Genomic DNA, 20616 nt, shown 5'->3' on the forward strand with positions numbered 1-20616 from the left:
CACCTCGCCCGCTAGGAGTACGCCATCGTGGTCCGCGTCCGCGCCGCCGTCCTGCCCGCCGTCGGCTCCCCCCTGGAGATCGCCGGGATCGACCTGCCCGAACCGGGGCCCGGCCAGGTGCGGGTGCGCCTCGCCGCCGCCGGGGTGTGCCACTCCGACCTGTCCCTGTCCGACGGCACGATGCGGGTGCCCGTGCCCGCCGTGCTCGGGCACGAGGGCGCGGGCACCGTCGTGTCCGTGGGCGAGGGCGTCACGCATGTCGCCCCGGGCGACGGGGTCGTCCTGAACTGGGCGCCCGCGTGCGGCAGTTGTCACGCCTGCGGCCTGGGCGAGGTGTGGCTCTGCGGCAACGCGCTCACCGGCGCGGGCGAGGTGTACGCCCGCCGTTCCGACGGCACCGACCTGCACCCCGGCCTGAACGTCGCCGCGTTCGCGGAGGAGACCGTGGTCGCCGCCGCCTGCGTGCTTCCCGTGCCCGACGGCGTCCCGCTGACCGACGCGGCCCTGCTCGGCTGCGCCGTCCTGACCGGGTACGGCGCCGTGCACCACGCGGCCCGCGTCCGCGAGGGCGAGACCGTCGCGGTCTTCGGGGCGGGCGGCGTGGGCCTCGCCGCGCTCCAGGCGGCCCGGATCGCCGGGGCCGGGCGGATCGTGGCGGTCGACGTCTCCCCGGCGAAGGAGGACCTCGCGCGGGCCGCGGGCGCCACCGACTACGTGGTCGCCTCCGACACCACCGCCCGCGCCATCCGCAAGCTGACCGGCGGCAACGGCGTCGACGTGGCCGTGGAGTGCGTGGGCCGCGCCGTCACCATCCGCACCGCCTGGGAGTCGACGCGGCGCGGCGGGCGCACCACGGTCGTCGGCATCGGCGGCAAGGACCAGCAGGTCACCTTCAACGCCCTGGAGCTGTTCCACTGGGGCCGCACCCTGTCCGGCTGCGTCTACGGCAACTCCGACCCGGCCGTCGACCTGCCCGTCCTCGCCGAGCACGTCCGCGCGGGCCGCCTCGACCTCGGCGCCCTGGTGACCGACCGCATCGGCCTCGATGACATCCCGGCGGCGTTCGAGAACATGGTGGCTGGCAAGGGCGGCCGGGCCCTGGTGGTGTTCTGAGGGCCCTGGAGGTTCAGCCCGTCCGCGTCACCGGCAGGCGGCCGTACTGGACTTCCAGGCCGTCGAGCAGGGCCCGCAGCCCCGCCTCGAAGGCCCGCTCGTCCACCAGCTCCTGGTGCTCGGCGAGCAGATGGGCCTGGCCGAGGTGCGGGTAGTCGGCGGGGTCGTACGCCGTCTCGTCGTCGACGAAGCCGCCCGCGAAGGAGCCGAGGGCGGAGCCCATGATGAAGTACCGCATCAGCGCGCCGATCGAGGTGGCCTGGGCCGGCGGCCAGCCCGCGTCGACCATCGCGCCGAACATCGCGTCGGCGAGGCGCAGTCCCGCCGGGCGCCGCCCGGGGCCGCGGGCCAGGACGGGGACGATGTTCGGGTGCAGGGTGAGGGCCGCGCGGTAGGAGACGGCCCAGTCGTGCAGCGCGGCGCGCCAGTCCCTGCCGTCCTCGAACATCGACAGGTCGACCTGCGCGCTCACCGAGTCCGCGACCGCCTCCAGGATCTGGTCCTTGGTGCGGAAGTGGTTGTAGAGGGAGGGGCCGCTGACGCCCAGCTCGGCCGCGAGGCGGCGGGTGGAGAGCGCCGCGAGGCCCTCGGCGTCGACGAGGCCGCGGGCCGCGTCGACGATGCGATCTCGGCTGAGGAGGGGCTTGCGCGGTCGGGCCATGCGGCACATAGTAGGGCTGCCCGCAGAAACTAGCACTGCTAATTTATGGTGGTGGGCGAGCGCCGAGAAGGGTGGAGCCGAGCGTGAGGTGGCCGCGATGAACCTGGAGCTCAGTGCCGAGCAGGACGCCGCGAGGCGGCTCGCCCGTGACTTCGTCGAGCGCGAGATCGCCCCGCACGTGACCGCGTGGGACCGCGCCGAGAGCATCGACAAGTCGATCGTGCGGCGGCTCGGCGAGGTCGGCTTCCTCGGCCTGACCATCGACGAGGAGTACGGCGGCTCGGGCGGCGACCACCTGGCGTACTGCCTGGTGACGGAGGAGCTGGGGCGCGGCGACTCCTCGGTGCGCGGGATCGTCTCGGTGTCGCTCGGCCTGGTGGCGAAGTCCGTCGCGGCCTGGGGCAGCGAGGAGCAGAAGCGGCGCTGGCTGCCGGGGCTCACGTCCGGCACTCACGTCGGGTGCTTCGGCCTGACCGAGCCCGGCACCGGTTCCGACGCGGGAAATCTGGCCACGCGGGCGGTCCGCGACGGGGACGCGTACGTCGTGAACGGCTCCAAGATGTTCATCACCAACGGCACCTGGGCCGATGTCGTGCTGCTCTTCGCGCGCACCAACGACACCCCCGGGCACAAGGGCGTCTCCGCCTTCCTGGTGCCCGCCGACAGCCCCGGCCTGACCCGCCGCGCCGTGCACGGCAAGCTCGGCCTGCGCGGCCAGGCCACCGCCGAGCTGGTCCTTCAGGACGTGCGGGTGCCCGCGGACGCGATGCTCGCGCCCGAGGGCAAGGGGTTCGCGGTGGCGATGTCGGCCCTGGCCAAGGGGCGGATGTCGGTGGCGGCGGGGTGCGTGGGGATCGCCCAGGCGGCGCTCGACGCGGCCGTGGCGTACGCGGGCGAGCGCGAGCAGTTCGGCAAGAGCATCGCCCGGCACCAGTTGGTGCAGGAGCTGATCAGCGACATCGCCGTGGACGTCGACGCGGCCCGGCTCCTCACCTGGCGGGTCGCCGACCTCGTCGACCGGGGGCAGCCGTTCGCCACCGAGTCCTCCAAGGCCAAACTGTTCGCTTCGGAGGCCGCGGTGCGCGCCGCGAACAACGCGCTCCAGGTGTTCGGCGGCTACGGCTACATCGACGAGTACCCGGTCGGCAAGCTGCTCCGCGACGCCCGCGTCATGACCCTCTACGAAGGCACGAGCCAGATCCAGAAGCTGGTCATCGGGCGGGCGCTGACCGGGGTGTCCGCGTTCTGACCGCCCGGTTCATCACGGCGCGCACTTGCCTAAGCGCTTGCTCACCTTCAGGGTAGGGTGACTGTCCTGAACGGTGGAAGGAGCGCGCATGGGTGCGGCGAAGGAGACCCTCGGCGAGGAACAGCCGTGGGCCGAGGTCAGTCCCGACGCGGCGAGGCGGCTGCTGATCGCCGCCGTCGACGCCTTCGCCGAGCGCGGCTACCACGCGACGACGACGCGGGACATCGCCGGCCGCGCCGGCATGAGCCCCGCCGCGCTCTACATCCACTACAAGACGAAGGAAGAGCTGCTCCACCGCATCAGCAGGCTCGGCCACGACAAGGCGCTCGCCATCCTGCGTGCCGCCGCCGACGGCGAGGGCACCGCGGCCGACCGGCTCTCCGCCGCGGTCCGCTCCTTCGTCCGCTGGCACGCCGGGCACCACACCACCGCCCGGGTCGTGCAGTACGAACTCGACGCGCTCAGCGCCGAGCACCGCGCCGAGATCGTGGTCCTGCGCCGCCTCTCCGACGCCGCCGTCCGGGAGATCATCAACGACGGCGTGCGGGCGGGCGAGTTCGACGTCCCCGACGTGCCGGGCACCACGCTCGCCGTGCTGTCCCTGTGCATCGACGTGGCCCGCTGGTTCGACGTCGGGGGGCGCAGGACGCCGGACGAGGTCGGCGCGCTGTACGCCGACCTCGTGCTGCGGATGGTGGGGGCGGCCCAGAGGTAGCGGGGCGGCCCGGGAGCCCGCGGGGCGGCTCAGAAGTAGTAACGCGACACCGACTCCGCCACGCAGGCGGGCTTGTCGCCGTCCTCGCGCTCCACGGTGACGGCGGCCGTCACCTGCACCCCGCCGTCCTTGGTCTCCTCCACCGAGGTGAGTACCGCCGTCCCGCGCACCCGCGAGCCGACCGGCACGGGGGAGGGGAAACGGACCTTGTTCGTGCCGTAGTTGAGGCCCATCTTCATGCCCTCGACCCGCAGCACCTGCGGGACGAGCACCGGCAGCAGCGACAGGGTCAGATAGCCGTGCGCGATCGTCGTCCCGAACGGGCCCGTCGCGGCCCGCTCCGGGTCCACGTGGATCCACTGGTGGTCACCGGTGGCGTCCGCGAACAGGTCGATCCGCTTCTGGTCGACCGCCAGCCAGTCGCTGTGCCCGAGCTGCTCGCCGACCGCGGCGCGCAGCTCATCGGCTGACGTGAAGATCCTCGGCTCTGCCATGTCCCGGCCTCCCGGACGTAGGTAAACTAAGCGCTTGCTCAGCATGCGGGGTGCCCCCGACCCCTGTCAACGCACCGGCAAGTAGGCTTCGAGGAGTGCCCCAGATCCCAGAGAAGGTCCACGAGCTCACGGTCGGACAGCTCGCCGCGCGCAGTGGCGCCGCAGTGTCCGCCCTGCACTTCTACGAGTCCAAGGGACTCATCAGTAGCCGGCGCACCTCGGGCAACCAGCGCCGCTACCACCGCGACACGCTGCGCCGCGTCGCCTTCATCCGGGCCGCGCAGCGCGTGGGGATCCCGCTGGCCACGATCGGCGAGGCCCTCGCGGAGCTGCCCGAGGGCCGCACGCCCAACCGCGAGGACTGGGCGGCGCTGTCCCAGACCTGGCGCTCCGAGCTGGACGAGCGCATCAAGCAGCTGGGGCGGCTGCGGGACCACCTCACCGACTGCATCGGCTGCGGCTGCCTGTCCCTGGAGAACTGCGTCCTGTCCAACCCCGACGACGAGTTCGGCAACCGCATCGTCGGCTCCCGCCTGATGGGCGAACGCCGCTCCTGACCCGGCCCGGCGGCGGCCGGGCCGCCCCGCTCACCGCCCCAGCGCCGCCGCCACCAACTCCGCGTTCGACCCCGCCCGTTCCCCGCCCGGCAGCACCAGCGTGTCCTCCAGGCCGATCCGCCGCCCGAGCCCGAGCCGCCCCGCGAGCGCGAGCACCGGCCAGGCGCCGCCCTCCTCGCCGTGCAGCAGCACCGGGCGGCCGTGCGCGTCGCCGATCGCCGCGAGCAGCGCCCGCGCCGACGCCTCGGCCGTCGCCGCGTCCTGGTCGGTGACCTCCGCGAGGACCCGAAGGACCCGGGGCCCGAGCGGCGACGCCGCGAACCGCTCGGCGCCGTCGGTGCCGGACCAGATGCCCGCCTCGACGCCGACGCCCCGTTCGAGGAGCGCCCGCGCCACGTCCTCCGCGCCCGGCTCGTGCCAGTTCACGGACGCGTGGTCGGGCAGCACGGTCCACGCCCGCACCCGTGCCGCGCGCGCTGCCGGGTCGGGTTCGGCCCAGGCGCCGGTGGTCACGCCGACGGACACCGCGACGGCGGCGCGCAGCGCGTCCAGGGTCGCCGCGACCGCGCGTGGCGACAAAGTGTCTTCCCCGCACGGGGACTTGGGGTGTACATGGACATCGAGTGCGCCGGCGGCGACCGCATCGGCCGCCGAGCGCGCCAGGGCTCCGGGCGACAGTGGCACGGCCGCGCCGTCGTCCGCGCCCCGGGCACCGTTCAGACATACCTGCATCGAGCCATCACAGCACGCCGTCAGGACCGGCGGACAGCACACGTCGGCACCGCACACCAACACCGCACGGGGGAGCAGGATGAGCGTCGTCATTTGTTCGTTGAAGTGGGAAGCCGCGCGCAGCGGACGCCAGAAGGTCACCTACGACAGCGACGGGTACCACCTCGTGCGCTTCCCGTACGAGACCGGTGAGGAGCAGTACGACCCCTGGCGCATGCACGACCCGGGGCACGGCCTCACCCCTCCGTCGAAGTTCCCCGACGCCCGCTCGGGCCTGATATGGCCGAGTCACGACGGGTGGGGCACGCTGTCGGCGATGGTCTTCTGGGAGCCGGACAACCGGCCGACGGAGTACCGCGCGCGGTTCGTGCGCGATCCGCTGAACCTGTCGACGGGCTACGACTCCACGGCGACCACGGACATCGTCCCCACCCGCGGCGGGCAGTACCGCTCGTACACCTGGCAGATGTTCGTGCACCCCGGGACCCCGGTGGGCCTGAAGATATCCGCGCGCGGCCCCGGCGACGTGAAGCTCGCCGCACCGCTGATGCTGGCCGAGTTCAAGCTGGCCATCCACACGGACGTCGCCAGGCCCTGAGGGTCAGGAGCGGATCGGCGGGCCCGCGAGGGGTCCGCCGTGTGCGTGCTCCGTCGCGCTCACGCGGAGACAAGTGGGCGCGAGTGCCGCATCCGGGCGTGCCGCTCGGCCTCGGGCGAGAGGACGGGGGCGGGGACCACGATGCCGCAGCTCGTGCAGACGGGGCCCGACGACGGTTCGTGCGCCAGGCCGTAGCGCCATTCGAGGGCCGGGTCGCCGCACACGGGGCAGGCGGCGCCGGGCTCTCGCTCCAGGGCGTCGATGAGTTTGCGCAGCACGTCGGCGAGCGGCGCGGACGGGTGCACGCCGGGATCGTCGCACCAGGCGACCCCACGGCCGCCCCAGGTGCAGCGGTGCCAGTCGTCGACGCTGCCGGGGCGGCGCAGGCCGTCGTGCTTCTCCCGGCGCCTGCGGCGCGCGAAGCCCTCTTCGTAGGCGAGCCACACCGCGCGGGCCGCCTCCAGTTCGTCGAGCGCGGCCACGAGCCGCGCCGGGTCGGGTGAGCGGTCCTCGGGGCCGAACCCGGCGCGGGAACACAGGTGGTCCCAGGTCGCCCGGTGACCGTAAGGGGCGAATCTCTCCAGGCACTTGCGCAGTGAGTACCGCCGCAGTGCCAGATCGCTCTGCGGATCACGCACCTGTCTCGCGAGACTCCGGAATCCGGCCATCGCCCTGCACCTCCGTCACACGTTCTCGGACGTCGCCCCGGGCCGAGGATGTCGCCCCGGACCCGAGGGGCATCGAGTAGACGTATCGACTCCCGTTTTGGTGCCATCCAATTTTCGATGGCTTCCCATCAGCGCGTTCCCCGCAGGTCAGCGGAGATGCCTGTGAAGATCCGGCCAGGTCGCGCACGAGTCGCCGCTCCCGCGCCATGTGGCGGTTGTGAAAAGGCGACGGTTGTTCATCTTTCAGGTTCGGCAACCCGACAGTAACCTCCGCCGCGACGGCCTTCCGGAGGAGCACCTATGCGACGACGCATCGCACGGCTCAGAACCCTCACCATGTCAGCGGCCCTCGTCCTCGGGGCCGGTCTCCTGCTCGCGCCCGGACCCGGCGCCGCCGCGGCCGAACCCCCGCCCGTCACCGACTACTGCGGCGACCACTGCGCGGACATCCTGCCGCCCGGCGCGAACGGCAACGCGACCCTCGCCGAGATCCTCAGCCACCGCCTCCTCGGCACCCGGCCCGCCCACGCCGACGACCAGCTCGGCCCCTACGACGCGCTGGCGGCGGGCTATCCCTCGCTGACCGACGGCAAGCTCACCGAGTTCTTCAACGACGCCTCGTTCGGCGTCGAGCCCGACCAGGTGGCGTCCGTCACCAAGCCGCGGGACGACGTGACGATCACCCGCGACAAGAAGTACGGCATTCCGCACATCCAGGGCACCACCCGCTACGGCACCGAGTTCGGCGCGGGCTTCGCCGCCGGGCAGGACCGGCTGTGGCTCATCGACCTGTTCCGGCACATCGGGCGCGGCGAGCTGACCCCGTTCGCGGGCGGCGCCCCCGCCAACCAGGGCCTGGAGCAGCAGTTCTGGCCGCAGGCCCCGTACACGGAAGCCGACCTCCAGCGGCAGGTCGACTACATCCGGCAGACGCAGGGCGAGCGCGGCCAGCGGGCCATGGAGGACGCGCAGGCGTACGTCGACGGGCTCAACGCGTACCGCGTGAAGGCCAAGGACGGGCGCTACTTCCCGGGCGAGTACGTCCTCACCGGCAAGATCGACGCGATCACGAACGTCGGCGAGATCCAGCCCTTCAAGATTACCGACATGATCGCGCTCGCCTCCGTCGTGGGCGGTCTGTTCGGCAACGGCGGCGGGGGAGAGGTCGAGTCGGCGCTCTCACTGCTCGCCGCCCAGCAGAAGTACGGCGTCGAGAAGGGCACCGAGGTCTGGGAGAAGTTCCGCGCCCGCAACGACCCCGAGACCGTCCAGACCCTCCACGACGGCAGCAGCTTCCCCTACGCGGGCAAGCCCGACAAGGCGCGTGGCACCGCGATGCCCGACCCGGGCTCGGTGGTGCGCGAACAGCTCGTCTACGACCGTGAGGGCGGCGCCAAGGCCACCGCGAAGAACCCGGCGAAGGCCCCGAAGGACCCGGTCAAGGCCCCGAAGAAGCTGAAGCCGCTCCAGGGCGTGTACGACAAGGGCGTCCTGCCCGCCGACCTGTTCGGCTCCGCGGGCAACCCCGCGCACGGCAAGGGCATGTCGAACGCCCTCCTGGTCTCGGGCAAGCACACCGCGAGCGGCAACCCCGTCGCCGTCTTCGGCCCCCAGACCGGCTACTTCGCGCCCCAGCTCCTGATGCAGCAGGAACTCCAGGGCCCCGGCATCAGCGCGCGCGGCGTCTCCTTCGCGGGCGTCGGCATGTACGTCCAGCTCGGCCGCGGCCAGGACTACGCGTGGTCGGCGACGTCCGCGGGCCAGGACATCACGGACACGTACGCCGTCGAACTGTGCGCGCCCGGCGGCGGCACCCCCGGCAAGGACGCGACCCACTACCTCTACCGCGGCACCTGCACCCCGATGGACAAGCTGGAGCGCAAGAACGCCTGGAAGCCGACCGTCGCCGACTCCACCGCGGCGGGCTCCTACCGCATGCAGGTCTTCCGCACGCACTACGGCGTCGTCACGCACCGCGCGACGGTCGACGGCAAGCCGGTCGCGTACGTCTCGCTGCGCTCCACCTACCGGCACGAGGCCGACTCGATCATCGGCTTCCAGATGCTCAACGACCCGTCGTACGTGAAGGACGCCGCGACCTTCCAGAAGGCGGCCCAGCACATCTCGTACGCCTTCAACTGGTTCTACGCCGACTCGCGCGACATCGCCTACTACAACAGCGGCGCCAACCCCGAGCGCGCCGACGGCATCGACCCGTCCTTCCCGGTGAAGGCCCAACAGGCCTATGAATGGCGGGACTTCGACCCGACGAACAACACCTCGGCGCAGACACCGGCCGCCGAGCACCCGAACTCGGTCAACCAGGACTACTACATCTCCTGGAACAACAAACAGGCCAAGGACTTCAGCGCGGCCGGCTTCGGCCACAGCGCCGTGCACCGCGGCGACCTGCTCGACGACCGCGTCAAGAAGCTCACCGAGGAGGGCGGCGTCACCCGGGCCTCCCTCACCCAGGCGATGGCGGAGGCCGCCGTCACCGACCTGCGCGGCGAACAGGTCCTTCCCGAACTCCTGAAGGTCATCCGCAGCAAGGCCGTCGACGACCCGCGCCTGGCCCAGGCCGTGCAGCAGCTGGAGGCCTGGCGCAAGGCGGGCTCGCAGCGCAAGGAGACCGCGCAGGGCTCGCACGTCTACGCCCACCCCGACGCCGTACGCATCATGGACGCCTGGTGGCCGCAGCTCGTCGAGGCCGCGTTCAAGCCCGGCCTCGGTGACGGTCTCTACGCCGCGCTGACCTCGCAGCTCGGCGTGGACGAGGCGCCGTCGGCCGGGCACGGCCCGACCGGGGCGCACGCCGGGTCGGCCTTCCAGTACGGCTGGTGGGGATACGCCGACAAGGACCTGCGGACCGTCCTCGGGCAGCCGGTCGAGGGCTGGACGAAGACGGCGTACTGCGGCGACGGCAAGCTCGACGCGTGCCGCGACGCGCTCCTGAAGAGCCTGGAGCGGGCCGTCGCGAAACCGGCGTCAGAGGTCTACCCCGGTGACGCGAGCTGCAAGGCGGGCGAGCAGTGGTGCGCGGACGCCGTGATCCACCGGGCCGTCGGCGGCATCACGCACGGCGCCGTGCAGTGGCAGAACCGGCCGACGTACCAGCAGGTGGTGGAGTTCCCCCGGCACCGGTGACCGGCGCGGGTCCGGGACCGCTCCGGCCGGACAGGGCCCGCCCTGTCCGGCCGACGGGGTGAACACCCGGTCAGGCGAGGGCGATCCGTCCGGCGGCGCACACGGCGTGAGCCAGTTCGGCATGGCAGATGTCGCTGTGCGCGCCGTTGGGCGGGCCGCCCCGCCGCACCACGGCCGCCGCGTCCACACTCACGCACCCCCGGGCCGGAAGCGCCCCGCCGAGCGCCACCCGCCGGGCGCCGTCGACGGCCTTGAAACCGTCGAACCCGAGGGCGCCCCAGCGCTCCCACAGATTGAGGAAGCCCGCGGAGTCACCGGCGAGCTTGGACGCGAGCGGATAGAGCTTGCCGAGTGCGTCGTCGTGGCGCGAGAAGCAGCACACGAGCGGCCCGTCGACCCGCCGCTCCACCCCGGCGAGCGCCCCGCCGCGCGAGCGGTCGTGGGGCAGCCGGGGGCTGAACGCGTAGTGCGAGAAGGCGCCTTGGAGCAGCGTGGCGGACTTCACACAGCGCGCCCGCGCGGGCATGCCGCGCAGCCCGTACGAGATCAGCCGGGCCCCGAAGCTGTGCCCGATCAGATGCACGCGCAGGCCCGGCACGTCCCCCGCGAGCAGACCGAGGGCGGGGCCGAGCCCCAACTGCCCGATGGCGCCGGCCCGGCGCTTCATCGCGTAGTACGTGCCCTGCCGGAGGAGCTCCTTCGCGCCGCGCCACAGCCGCTTGCGGACCCCGTCGAGGAACTGCGCGCCGCGGGCGTCCTCCAGCATGGCCAGGAAGATCTCGCAGACCTCGACGGCGTCGTCGGTGAGCATCGCGGGCTCGCCCGCGCCGAGGTCGTCGGCGAACTCGTGCGCCGGGCTGGTGTCGCGCACCGCCACCAGATCGCGGACGAGCCGCCCGAACTCGTCCAGGCGGGAGCGGACTTCGGCGCGCTCCTGGAGCAGCCCGGCGATGCGGTCGAGCCGGGCCGCCTGCTGGGGCCCGGGGAAGGTGTGCGCGAGCAGGTCGCGGGTGGCCCGGTCGAGGGCCGGGTCGTCGGCCGGGGCCGGGGCCGGGGCGGCGGGCGGTGGCCCGGGTGCGGCCGCGGTGGGGGCAGCGGACGGCTCGAAGTCCGGGATCGGTTCGTCGGGGAAGCGGATCGAGGGCCAGAACACACCGGTGTAGCCGAGACGCACACCGGCTCCGGCGAGCTGCTCGAACGGGGTGAAGAAGCGCCGGTACAGCTGCCGGGCCATCCGCTGGTCGTTGTTCCAGCCGTGCGCGAACACCAGCAGGTCGGTGACGCGTTCGCGTTCCGCGCCCGACAGGAGCCGGTCGCGCTGCACGGCGTCGACGTCTCCGTCGGCGTCGAAGGTCAATTCCCAGTAGGGCTCCACGACCGCATGGTCCTGCCGGTCGGCGCTCATGGCCAGATGTCGCGCGGGAACACGCGAGAACACACGCCGACACGCGGGAGCCGGTGCCGTCCCCCGGGCGGCGGCACCGGCTCCCGCGCGGGTCTGCGGGGCGCCTCGGTCAGTACGGCATCCGGTCGCCGGGGTGCGCGGGGGCGCCGTAGGGCACGGCGGGGGGCGGGGGCGGCGTCTTCTGGTCGCGGGCATAGCGGTTGGTGGCGGGGAGCCAGGCGCACACGATGGCCACGAGCACCGTGAGCAGCGCCACGAAGCTGAACGCCATGACGGATTCGGGTTCGTAGTCACCCAAGATGAGGACATGGGGGAACAAGGCCACGACGCCCGAAATGGTAATGAATACGCGCGCCCAAGTCGCCGCCTTCCTGCGGACGCAGAGCGTGAATACCAGCAGGCACACCGCGGTGAATATGGCGAATCCGGCACGGGCCGCGAGTGCCCCCGCGCGGTCACTGACGAGCTCGTCCCAGATGGGTCCTGAGAGCGACTTGATGTCGGCCGCCGTCGTATTCGACGGCAGTCCGACGACGTCCGGATGGTCGTCGATGACGTCCCGGATGTTCTCGTCGGCCATGTCATTGCCGCCGGCGAAGACGAGTACCGCGCCGACGATTGCGGACACCGCGGATATGACAGAGGTCCAGACCAGAGTGGTCAGGGTGCCGGGCCGCCGGACCGCGCGGTTTGCGCGGGCCGCGCGGCGGGGACCGACCGGCGCGGGCGCGACCTGGTATTGACTCACGGGTGCGACTCTCCTCGGGGAGATGAAGGTTCGAGTGGGATTGACTCGACCATTCCATGGGCACCACGAACACAGCCAGCATTTTCTGGAAGAAATCCCCAGATAATCTGGGGTGATCGAGGGATCAGTTTCCGCGGCGGCTATGCTGCAATGCCGTAAAACTCAAAGGGAGTTGGAGAGAGTAAGTTCGCATGGCCTTAAACGGTCCCCCGCAGTACCCCGCGGAACTGCTGGACACCACGATGGATCAGCTCCGTACGCTGCTCGCCGTGCATGAGACCGGCACGGCGCTCGCCGCCGCGCGCCAGCTCGGCCGGGAACAGTCCAGCGTGCAGAAGCAACTGGACACGATGAACCGCACGTTCGGCGCGCTGTGCGGTGAGGCGCTGGTGCTCAAGCGGGGCCGCGGCAAGGACGTCCTGTTCACCGCCACCGGCGAGCATCTGGTCGCGCTCGCGCGCTCCACGCTGTCCGCGTGGTCGGACGGCATCCACGACGCGCGCCGCCGCCTCGGCCGCACCCTCTCGGTCGGCTCGACCCGCTACACCCTCGGCTTCCTCCTGGACGCCGTGGAGCGCGTCAGCGACGCCTACGAACGCCGTGGCGTGGACCTGAAGGTCACCCACGTCCGCACCGGCGACCTCTTCGCCCGGCTGCGGTCCAAGGAACTCGACCTGGTCTGCGGCAGCATCGTCGTCACGGAGGGCCAGGAGGCCGAGCTGGAGCCGTACGAGATCGTGGAGTGGCGGCGCAGCGGCCTGTCGATCCTCACGAACCTGCCGCCACAGAAGCTGCCCGGCGACTCGGTCGACGCGAGCGAGCTGCCGGGCCTGCCCCTGGTGGTCTCCGCGGGCGGCCTCATCGCCCGCTTCCTCACCGCCTGGTACGGCGCCGACTTCCGCAAGGAGATGTCCATCGCGGCCGAGATCGAGGCCGCCCACTACGGCTTCGAACTGCTGCGGTCCGGCGTGGTCAGCGGGGCGATGCTGGTCACCCGCGGCATCGCGGAGGCCGCCGAGTCCGGCAGCCTCCCCGAGGCCGGGGGCCTGCGCCGCCTCGACGTCGTCGGCGACGTCGGGCCGCGCACCGAGGTCCTCGTCGGCGTCTTCACCCGGCGCGGCGACCGCGCGTCGTACGACGCGAACCACCCGCTGAACCTGCTGTGGGACGCCCTGGCGAAGGACAACGGACGCTGGTGGCTCAGCCGTTGACCGGCCGGGCCACCGGCGGCGCTACTGCGGCCGGTGGGCGGCCGTGGTGCGGTGCAGGTGGATGAGGACGTCGTGGTTCGCGCCGAGCCGGATGTCGTACGGGCCGTCGGGGTAGGCGGTGCCGATGCTGCGGGTCGGGCGGGCCTTGTCCAGCCACGCGCGCGCGGCGGCGGGCGCCTTTCGCATGTCCACGTAGTAGTCCTTGTACGACACCTTGTCGAGGGTGTGCTCGTTCATGCCGGGCCCCGCGGGGCCCACGGTCCGCCGCTTCCACTTCGTGTCCTGGGTGCCGGTCGCGAGGAACGAGCCCCGGTCGAAGGAGAACCCGATGCTCCGGTACTTCGTCCCGAGCGCGTCCCGCAGGAAGGCGCCCTGCATCTTCGGGTAGTTCGCGTCGCGCGACTCGTACCCGATGTGGGCGTTGTGCGCCGACACGAGCACCTTGCCGCCGGTCTGCCGCTGCCACCACACCGTGTTCCGCGCCATGATCCGGTCGCGGTAGCGCATCGCCCCGCTGACCCCGGAGGGCTTGTCGGTGTCGAAGGCGTAGATGTCCGCGGTCTGCATGACGGAGCGGGCGTGCTGGAGGGTCCAGGTGAACTTCGTGCCGCCGTGCTCCGGCCGGATGCCCTTGACCAGCTCGTACGCCGCCCGCGCCTGCTTCGCGAGCCGGGCGCGCTCGGCCAGGGGCAGCGCCAGATGGGCGTCCCCGTCGGTGACCTTCCGCAGCGGCGCGTACAGGGCCTTGACCCGGTCGAGCCGGTCGGGGGCGTGGCGGCGCACGTAGTCGGTCACGGCGTCGTAGAGCTCGACGCCCATGTGCGGGTTGTTGAGGTCGTTGCCCATGAAGCGCAGCTGACGGTCCGGGTGCCGCTGGTTGTACGTCCGCATCCAGGTGAGCAGTTCGATGTACTCCTCGTTGTACCAGGGGCCCTTCGACAGCTCCTGGCGGACCAGCTCGCGCACGTCGCCCGGGCCGCCGCGCACATAGGCGTCGAAGCGCAGCCCCGTGGTCCAGCTCACCTCCAGGGAGAAGGTCCGAAAGCCCTTCTCCTGGACCAGGTAGCGGAAGAGGCGGTCCTTCATGGTGAAGAACTCGTGGGTGCCGTGGGTGGCTTCGCCGAGCCCCACCACCTTGGCGTCGCCCACCATCCGGCCGAGCGGCCGCAGGTCCTTCGTCGAGCCGGTGGGGCCCGTGGCGCGCAGGGGGTGCGCGGCGCTCTCGATGGCGTGCACCGGGCTGTCCGGGCGCGGGGCGGCCGTGGCGGCCGTGGCAGCGACGGGGGCGAGCAGGGCCCCCGTCCCGACTGCTGTGACCAGCACCAGAGAGGCCCGTGACGGGGCGGTCCGTGCCATGTTCTTCCTCCTGCGCATCGCGTTCTGTACGAAGATCACGATTCCGTGCGGCGACCGGCGCGACCATCCCGGAGGCACCCCGTCCGATGGTGGGGTCCGCACCAGCGAGGCGCGGGGGGCACCGGCACCCGAGACCCCCTTTCGGCACGACATACCGACTGGTTAGTCTGTCGCCGAGAGCGTGATCGACCAGCACCTCGCGCCGACCGGCAGCCGACCGGCACGAGGGTGACCGAGGCCGAAGGAGACCACCCGTGGAGAGCCTGCAGGGCAAGGGAGTCGTCGTCACCGGCGCGGGCGGCGGGATCGGGGCCGCGCTGGCCCGCCGCTTCGCCGCCGCCGGAGCCCGCGTCGTCGTCAACGACCTGGACGCGGCCAGGGCGGCGGAGGTGGCCGCCGAGGTGGGCGGCGTCGCCCTGCCCGGTGACGCCTCCGCGGTCGTCGCCGACGCCCTCGCCGCGCTCGACGGCACCGTCGACGTGTACTGCGCCAACGCCGGGCTCGCGTCCGGCGGCACCGAGGCCGCGGCCGAGCGGGTGTGGGCCGACGCCTGGGACGTGAACGTGATGGCGCACGTCCGGGCCGCACAGGCGCTGGTCCCCGGCTGGCTGGAGCGGGGCGAGGGCCGGTTCGTGTCGACGGTGTCGGCGGCCGGGCTGCTCACGATGGTCGGCGCCGCGCCCTACAGCGTCACCAAGCACGGCGCGTACGCCTTCGCCGAATGGCTGTCCCTGACCTACCGTCACCGCGGTGTGAAGGTGCACGCGATCTGCCCTCAGGGCGTGCGCACGGACATGCTCACCGCCGCGGGCTCCGCCGGGGAACTCGTCCTCGCGCCCACCGCGATCGAGCCCGAGGACGTCGCCGACGCGCTGTTCACCGGCATGGCCGAGGACCGCTTCCTGATCCTGCCGCACCCCGAGGTCGCCGGTTACTACCAGGCGCGGGCCGCGACGCCCGACAAGTGGCTGACGAGCATGAACCACATCCAGCAGAAGTGGGAGGCGTCCGGGCGCTGAGCCGGCCCCGCGCCGCCCCCGCGCGCTGGTACCCCGTGCGGCGGAGGTCCTGAAGGAGCCGCCGACGGCCGCGAATGGGAAGATCCTCCGGCGGGAATCGCGTTCCCGTCCACGAGGACCCGCGGTGGATCACGGCGGGCCCGGCTGGAAGACCAGAACAGCATGCAACGGAAGGCAGGTGGCGGCAGTGGCCAGAACGACGGACGGTGACGGTACGCCCGTCCCGCAGAGGCTGCTCGCCGCCGCCACCCGGCTCTTCGCCGACCGCGGCTACGACCGTACGTCCGTGCAGGAGATCGTCGAGGCGGCGGGCGTCACCAAGGGCGCGCTCTACCACTACTTCGGGTCCAAGGACGATCTGCTGCACGAGGTGTACGCGCGGATGCTGCGGGTGCAGCAGGAGCGGCTCGACGCGTTCGCCGACGCGGACGAGCCGGTGGAGCGGCGGCTGCGGGACGCGGCGGCCGACGTCGTCGTGACCACCATCGCGAACCTCGACGACGCCTCGATCTTCTTCCGGTCGATGCACCACCTCAGCCCCGAGAAGCACAAGCAGGTCCGGGCGGAGCGGCGCCGCTACCACGAGCGGTTCCGGGCCCTGATCGAGGAGGGCCAGGAGGCCGGGGTGTTCTCCACGGCCACCCCCGCCGACCTCGTCGTGGACTACCACTTCGGCTCCGTCCACCATCTGTCGACGTGGTACCGCCCCGACGGACCCCTGACGCCGCAGCAGGTCGCGGACCACCTGGCGGACCTGCTGCTGCGGGCGCTCAGGCCGTAGCGCCCGAGGGCGCACCGGGTGCGGGGCGGCGGGCCGACCGCCCGCCACCCCGCACCGGAACCACAGGCGCCGCTCGCACCGGAACCAGAGGTACCGCTCACACCGGAACCAGAGGCGCCGCTCGCACCGGAGTCAGAGGTACCGCTTCAACTCCCGCCGCGCGAGCGACCGCTGGTGCACCTCGTCGGGACCGTCGGCGAGGCGCAGCGTGCGCGCCGCCGCCCACAGCTCCGCCAGCGGGAAGTCCTGGCTCACACCGCCCGCGCCGTGCAGCTGGACGGCCCGGTCGAGGATGTCCACGACCGTCCGGGGCGTGGCGATCTTGATGGCCTGGATCTCGGTGTGCGCGCCCTTGTTGCCCACCGTGTCCATCAGCCAGGCCGTCTTCAGGACGAGCAGGCGCACCTGCTCGACGGCGACCCGCGCGTCCGCGATCCACTCCTGGACCACACCCTGCCGGGCCAGCGGCTTGCCGAACGCGGTGCGGCCCACGGCCCGGCGGCACATCAGCTCGATGGCGCGCTCGGCCATGCCGATGAGGCGCATGCAGTGGTGGATGCGGCCGGGCCCGAGCCGCGCCTGGGCGATGGCGAAGCCGCCGCCCTCCTCGCCGACGAGGTTGGCCGCGGGGACCCGGGCGCCGTCGAAGACCACCTCCGCGTGACCGCCGTGGGAGTGGTCCTCGTACCCGTACACCCGCATGGCGCGGCGCACTTCGACGCCCGGGGTGTCGCGGGGCACGAGCACCATCGACTGCTGGCGGCGGATGTCCGGGCCGTCCGGGTCGGTCTTGCCCATCACGATGAAGACCTTGCAGTCGGGGTTCATCGCCCCGGAGATGTACCACTTGCGGCCCGTGATGACGTACGAGTCGCCGTCCCGCTTGATGTGCGTGGTGATGTTCGTGGCGTCCGACGAGGCCACCTCGGGCTCCGTCATGGCGAACGCCGAGCGGATCTCGCCCGCGAGCAGCGGCTCCAGCCACTGCTTCTTCTGCTCGTCGGTGCCGAACTGGGCGAGCACCTCCATGTTGCCGGTGTCCGGCGCCGCGCAGTTGAGGGCGGTCGGCGCCAGGTGCGGGCTGCGGCCGGTGATCTCGGCGAGCGGCGCGTACTGGAGGTTCGTCAGGCCCGCCCCGTACGAGCCGTCCTGACTGTCCGGCAGGAAGAGGTTCCACAGGCCCTGGCGACGGGCCTCGGCCTTCAGCTCGCCGACGACGGCGGGCGTGTCCCACGGCGAGGCCAGGGCGGCGCGCTGCTCCTCGGCCACCGGCTCGGCGGGCAGGACGTGCTCGTCCATGAAGGCGAGCAGGCGGCCGCGGAGCTCCTCGGTGCGGGCGTCGTATGCGAAGTGCATGGTGGTGTCCGGGTCCTCTCAGGCTTGACGACACGTCAGGTCTACGGCAGGTCGTGCGTCCGACCGGTCAGGCTTGCGACAAGGTGGTCAGGCCGTGCTCGATGAAGACGGGCACGAGGTCGCCGATGCGGTCGAAGCCCGCGCCGACCGTCTGGCCGAGGGTGTAGCGGTAGTGGATGCCCTCCAGGATCACGGCGAGCTTGAACCAGGCGAACGCCGTGTACCAGGCGACGGCGGAGACGTCCCGGCCGGACCGGGCGGCATAGCGCTCGATCAGCTCGGCCGGGTCCGGGTGGCCGGGGGCGCCCGCCGTGGTGCTGACGGGGGACTCGGGCACGTCGAGCCGCACGCTGTACATCACGAGCAGACCGAGGTCGGTGAGCGGGTCGCCGAGGGTGGACATCTCCCAGTCGAGGACGGCGGCGATGCGGTCGGCCTCGCCCGAGGTGTCGAGGAGGACGTTGTCCAGGCGGTAGTCGCCGTGCACCACGGTGGGCGCGGGGGAGGTGGGAAGGGACCGGCCGAGGGCCGCGTGCAGCTCCTCGATGCCGGGCAGGTCGCGGCCGCGCGATGCGTCCAACTGCTTGCCCCAGCGCCGCAGCTGCCGGTCCAGGAAGCCCTCGGGCCGCCCGAAGTCACCGAGCCCGACCGCCTCCGGGTCCACGGCGTGCAGGTCCACCAGGGTGTCGACGAGGCCGAGCACAGCGGCGCGGGTGCGCTCCGGGCCGAGCGGGGCGAGCTGCTCCGCCGTGCGGTAGGGCGTGCCCGCCACGAACTCCATGACGTAGAACGGGGCCCCGAGCACCTCCTCGTCCTCGCACAGCAGCACCGGCCGCGGCACCGGCACGTCCGTCGTGTGCAGGGCGCTGATCACCCGGTGCTCGCGCCGCATGTCGTGCGCGGTGGCGAGGACGTGCCCGAGGGGCGGGCGCCGCACCACCCAGCGTGCCGTCCCGTCCGTCACGGCGTACGTGAGGTTCGACCGGCCGCCCTCGATCAGCCGGGCCGTGAGCGGGCCCGCGGCGAGCAGGCCCGGCCGTTCGCGGTCGAGGTGGCCGCGCAGCCGGTCGAGGTCGAGGCCGGGCGGGCCGAGAGGGCGGTCTTGGCTCATGGGCGAAGCGCTCCTGATCAGATACGACGGGCGGCGGACGGTGGTCGGTGATGCCAACGCGCTGCCGTTCATGATGCCGACCAGTCGGTATGTCGTCCAGAGGGTCCGGCCCGAACGTGATCAGGATCGCGGGTGCCGAGGGGTCGAAGCCCGGCGGGGGCGGGCGCCCGGTCGGGGAAGGGGTGACCGGGCGCCCTGGGAGGAGGGCTCAGGGGGAGCCGGGGCTCAGTGGTCGTCCCAGTGGCCGTCGTGCGCGGCGTGCCGGTGCCCGTCGTGGACGTAGTCGACGTGGTCGCCGTGCAGCACCGCGTCGTGCCCGCAGTTCTCGCCGTGCTGGTGGTCGTGGCCCTCGTGGGTGACGTGCCCGCTCGGCTCGCACTCGTCGTAGTGGCCGTCGTGCGGGGTGTGCAGATGGCCGTTGTGGGCGTAGTCGACGTGGTCGCCGTGCGGCACCGCCTGGTGCCCGCAGTCCGGGCTGTGGGTGTGGTCGTGGGCCGGGTGTTCCTGGTGGAGCGTGGTCATGACGTACGCCTTCCGTGCGGGAGGTGTCCCCGTCGGCGGTGCCGGGTGACTCTCTCAGGCTAGTCCTCGATGCCTGTTTGATCCCGTTGTGAAAGCTTTTCACTACTTCCATGACTCCGTGAGGCGACCCGATGAAAGCGATCAGCTACCGCGCGTACGGCGGGCCCGACGTCCTTGAGTACGGCGATGTGCGCGACCCGAAGGTCGGCCCCGACTCCGTCCTGGTCAAGGTGCGGGCCGCGGCCCTGAACCCGGTCGACCACAAGTGCCGCGAGGGGTACCTGGACGCCGTCCTCGACGCCGTCTTCCCGGTGATCCCCGCCTGGGACGTGGCCGGTGTGGTGGTCCAGCCGGGCGCCGCGGCCCCGGAGTTCGCCGTCGGCGACGAGGTCATCGGATACGTACGCGAGGACTTCCTCTCGCGCGGCACCCTCGCCGAGTATGTGGCGGCTCCCGTGCGCACCCTCGCGCGCAAGCCGCGCAACCTCACCTTCGAGGAGGCCGCGGGGCTGCCCCTGGCCGGGCTCACCGCCTACCAGGTGATCACCAAGGCCCTGTCCGTCACCGACGGCGACGTCGTGCTCGTGCACGCGGCCGCGGGCGGTGTCGGCACCTTCGCCGTGCAGCTCGCCCGGCACGCGGGCGCCCGCGTCATCGGCACCGCGAGCGAACGCAACCACGCCTACCTGCGCGACCTCGGCGCGGAACCGGTCGTGTACGGCGACGGCCTCGCCGAGCGGGTGCGCGCCCTCGCCCCCGAGGGCGTCGACGCGGCCTTCGACACCATCGGCGGCGACACCCTGAAGCTCTCCGCGGACCTCCTCGCCCCCGGCGGCCGCCTCGCCTCCATCGCCGACGGCTCCGTCATCGCCCTCGGCGGCCAGTACTGCTTCGTCCGCCCCGACGCCGCCGACCTGACCCGCCTCACCGAACTCGTCGAACAGGACGTCCTCACCGCCCACGTCCAGGAGACGTTCCCCCTGGAACGGGCGGCGGACGCGTTCCGGCTCCTGGAGGAGGGGCGGACGCGGGGGAAGATCGTGGTGCGGGTGGACTGGGCGGAGGAGGGTGGGCAGTAGGGGGTGGGATCGGCCCTGGTGGGCGGGGTGCGTCTCGCCTGCGGAGGCCTTGAGGCCCTGAGGTCCTGAGGCCTGACGCCCTGAGGTCCGGCGG

At 72.4% G+C, this 20616-nt stretch carries 20 protein-coding genes; 10 read left to right on the forward strand and 10 right to left on the reverse strand.

Features of this window, described 5'->3' with window-relative positions:
- Positions 1 to 27: 27 nt before the first annotated feature.
- Complete coding sequence (locus tag OO63_RS00685) at positions 28 to 1113, forward strand: Zn-dependent alcohol dehydrogenase (RefSeq protein WP_030356162.1); 1086 nt, start codon at positions 28 to 30, stop codon at positions 1111 to 1113.
- A 13-nt stretch (positions 1114 to 1126) separates the two neighbouring features.
- On the opposite strand, the gene OO63_RS00690 is transcribed toward OO63_RS00685, so the two are convergent.
- Positions 1127 to 1774 carry a TetR/AcrR family transcriptional regulator C-terminal domain-containing protein gene (locus OO63_RS00690; RefSeq protein WP_030356163.1) on the reverse strand — a complete coding sequence of 216 codons (648 nt, stop codon included), beginning with the start codon at positions 1772 to 1774 and terminating at the stop codon, positions 1127 to 1129.
- Positions 1775 to 1871: 97 nt separating this feature from the next.
- Here OO63_RS00690 and OO63_RS00695 point away from each other — a divergent pair, with 97 nt between their 5' ends.
- Positions 1872 to 3023: an acyl-CoA dehydrogenase family protein gene (locus OO63_RS00695; protein ID WP_030356164.1), complete on the forward strand. Its 1152-nt coding sequence runs from the start codon at positions 1872 to 1874 to the stop codon at positions 3021 to 3023.
- A gap of 88 nt (positions 3024 to 3111) precedes the next feature.
- Complete coding sequence (locus tag OO63_RS00700; RefSeq protein ID WP_030356165.1) at positions 3112 to 3738, forward strand: TetR/AcrR family transcriptional regulator; 627 nt, start codon at positions 3112 to 3114, stop codon at positions 3736 to 3738.
- Positions 3739 to 3767: 29 nt separating this feature from the next.
- Here OO63_RS00700 and OO63_RS00705 read toward each other — a convergent pair whose 3' ends face one another.
- Positions 3768 to 4232 carry a MaoC family dehydratase gene (locus OO63_RS00705; RefSeq protein ID WP_030356166.1) on the reverse strand — a complete coding sequence of 155 codons (465 nt, stop codon included), beginning with the start codon at positions 4230 to 4232 and terminating at the stop codon, positions 3768 to 3770.
- Between the two features lie 95 nt (positions 4233 to 4327).
- Between OO63_RS00705 and soxR the strand changes: the two genes are divergently transcribed.
- Positions 4328 to 4789 carry a redox-sensitive transcriptional activator SoxR gene (soxR, locus tag OO63_RS00710; protein WP_030356167.1) on the forward strand — a complete coding sequence of 154 codons (462 nt, stop codon included), beginning with the start codon at positions 4328 to 4330 and terminating at the stop codon, positions 4787 to 4789.
- Positions 4790 to 4819: 30 nt separating this feature from the next.
- On the opposite strand, the gene OO63_RS00715 is transcribed toward soxR, so the two are convergent.
- Entirely contained in the window at positions 4820 to 5521 is a 702-nt protein-coding gene (locus tag OO63_RS00715) for a 3-keto-5-aminohexanoate cleavage protein (protein WP_030356168.1), read from the reverse strand.
- A 79-nt stretch (positions 5522 to 5600) separates the two neighbouring features.
- Here OO63_RS00715 and OO63_RS00720 point away from each other — a divergent pair, with 79 nt between their 5' ends.
- Complete coding sequence (locus tag OO63_RS00720; RefSeq protein WP_030356169.1) at positions 5601 to 6119, forward strand: hypothetical protein; 519 nt, start codon at positions 5601 to 5603, stop codon at positions 6117 to 6119.
- A 59-nt stretch (positions 6120 to 6178) separates the two neighbouring features.
- On the opposite strand, the gene OO63_RS00725 is transcribed toward OO63_RS00720, so the two are convergent.
- Complete coding sequence (locus tag OO63_RS00725; protein ID WP_030356170.1) at positions 6179 to 6787, reverse strand: hypothetical protein; 609 nt, start codon at positions 6785 to 6787, stop codon at positions 6179 to 6181.
- 300 nt (positions 6788 to 7087) lie between these two features.
- Here OO63_RS00725 and OO63_RS00730 point away from each other — a divergent pair, with 300 nt between their 5' ends.
- Complete coding sequence (locus OO63_RS00730; RefSeq protein ID WP_030356171.1) at positions 7088 to 9934, forward strand: penicillin acylase family protein; 2847 nt, start codon at positions 7088 to 7090, stop codon at positions 9932 to 9934.
- A 70-nt stretch (positions 9935 to 10004) separates the two neighbouring features.
- On the opposite strand, the gene OO63_RS00735 is transcribed toward OO63_RS00730, so the two are convergent.
- Both OO63_RS00735 and OO63_RS00740 read right to left on the reverse strand, forming a co-directional pair.
- A complete protein-coding gene (locus tag OO63_RS00735; RefSeq protein WP_030356172.1) occupies positions 10005 to 11339 on the reverse strand; it encodes a hypothetical protein in 1335 nt (444 codons plus the stop codon).
- 109 nt (positions 11340 to 11448) lie between these two features.
- Positions 11449 to 11967: a hypothetical protein gene (locus tag OO63_RS00740; protein WP_051810418.1), complete on the reverse strand. Its 519-nt coding sequence runs from the start codon at positions 11965 to 11967 to the stop codon at positions 11449 to 11451.
- Between the two features lie 311 nt (positions 11968 to 12278).
- Between OO63_RS00740 and OO63_RS00745 the strand changes: the two genes are divergently transcribed.
- Entirely contained in the window at positions 12279 to 13298 is a 1020-nt protein-coding gene (locus OO63_RS00745) for a LysR family transcriptional regulator (protein ID WP_030356174.1), read from the forward strand.
- Between the two features lie 21 nt (positions 13299 to 13319).
- On the opposite strand, the gene OO63_RS00750 is transcribed toward OO63_RS00745, so the two are convergent.
- Entirely contained in the window at positions 13320 to 14654 is a 1335-nt protein-coding gene (locus OO63_RS00750; RefSeq protein WP_033263660.1) for an erythromycin esterase family protein, read from the reverse strand.
- A 254-nt stretch (positions 14655 to 14908) separates the two neighbouring features.
- Here OO63_RS00750 and OO63_RS00755 point away from each other — a divergent pair, with 254 nt between their 5' ends.
- The gene (locus OO63_RS00755) at positions 14909 to 15673 is read left to right on the forward strand and encodes an SDR family oxidoreductase (protein ID WP_030356176.1); all 765 of its coding nucleotides are present in this window, start codon (positions 14909 to 14911) and stop codon (positions 15671 to 15673) included.
- Positions 15674 to 15860: 187 nt separating this feature from the next.
- The gene (locus OO63_RS00760) at positions 15861 to 16454 is read left to right on the forward strand and encodes a TetR/AcrR family transcriptional regulator (RefSeq protein WP_030356177.1); all 594 of its coding nucleotides are present in this window, start codon (positions 15861 to 15863) and stop codon (positions 16452 to 16454) included.
- A gap of 132 nt (positions 16455 to 16586) precedes the next feature.
- On the opposite strand, the gene OO63_RS00765 is transcribed toward OO63_RS00760, so the two are convergent.
- From OO63_RS00765 to OO63_RS00775, 3 genes are all read right to left on the reverse strand, one after another.
- Positions 16587 to 17810 carry an acyl-CoA dehydrogenase family protein gene (locus tag OO63_RS00765; RefSeq protein WP_030356178.1) on the reverse strand — a complete coding sequence of 408 codons (1224 nt, stop codon included), beginning with the start codon at positions 17808 to 17810 and terminating at the stop codon, positions 16587 to 16589.
- A 67-nt stretch (positions 17811 to 17877) separates the two neighbouring features.
- Complete coding sequence (locus tag OO63_RS00770; RefSeq protein WP_030356179.1) at positions 17878 to 18921, reverse strand: phosphotransferase family protein; 1044 nt, start codon at positions 18919 to 18921, stop codon at positions 17878 to 17880.
- A 225-nt stretch (positions 18922 to 19146) separates the two neighbouring features.
- A complete protein-coding gene (locus OO63_RS00775; RefSeq protein ID WP_030356180.1) occupies positions 19147 to 19443 on the reverse strand; it encodes a hypothetical protein in 297 nt (98 codons plus the stop codon).
- Between the two features lie 131 nt (positions 19444 to 19574).
- Between OO63_RS00775 and OO63_RS00780 the strand changes: the two genes are divergently transcribed.
- On the forward strand, positions 19575 to 20522 hold the full coding sequence (locus tag OO63_RS00780; protein ID WP_030356181.1) for an NADP-dependent oxidoreductase: 948 nt from the start codon (positions 19575 to 19577) through the stop codon (positions 20520 to 20522).
- Positions 20523 to 20616 lie beyond the last annotated feature (94 nt).

This window comes from Streptomyces alboflavus (genome assembly GCF_000716675.1).
GTDB lineage: Bacteria > Actinomycetota > Actinomycetes > Streptomycetales > Streptomycetaceae > Streptomyces > Streptomyces alboflavus.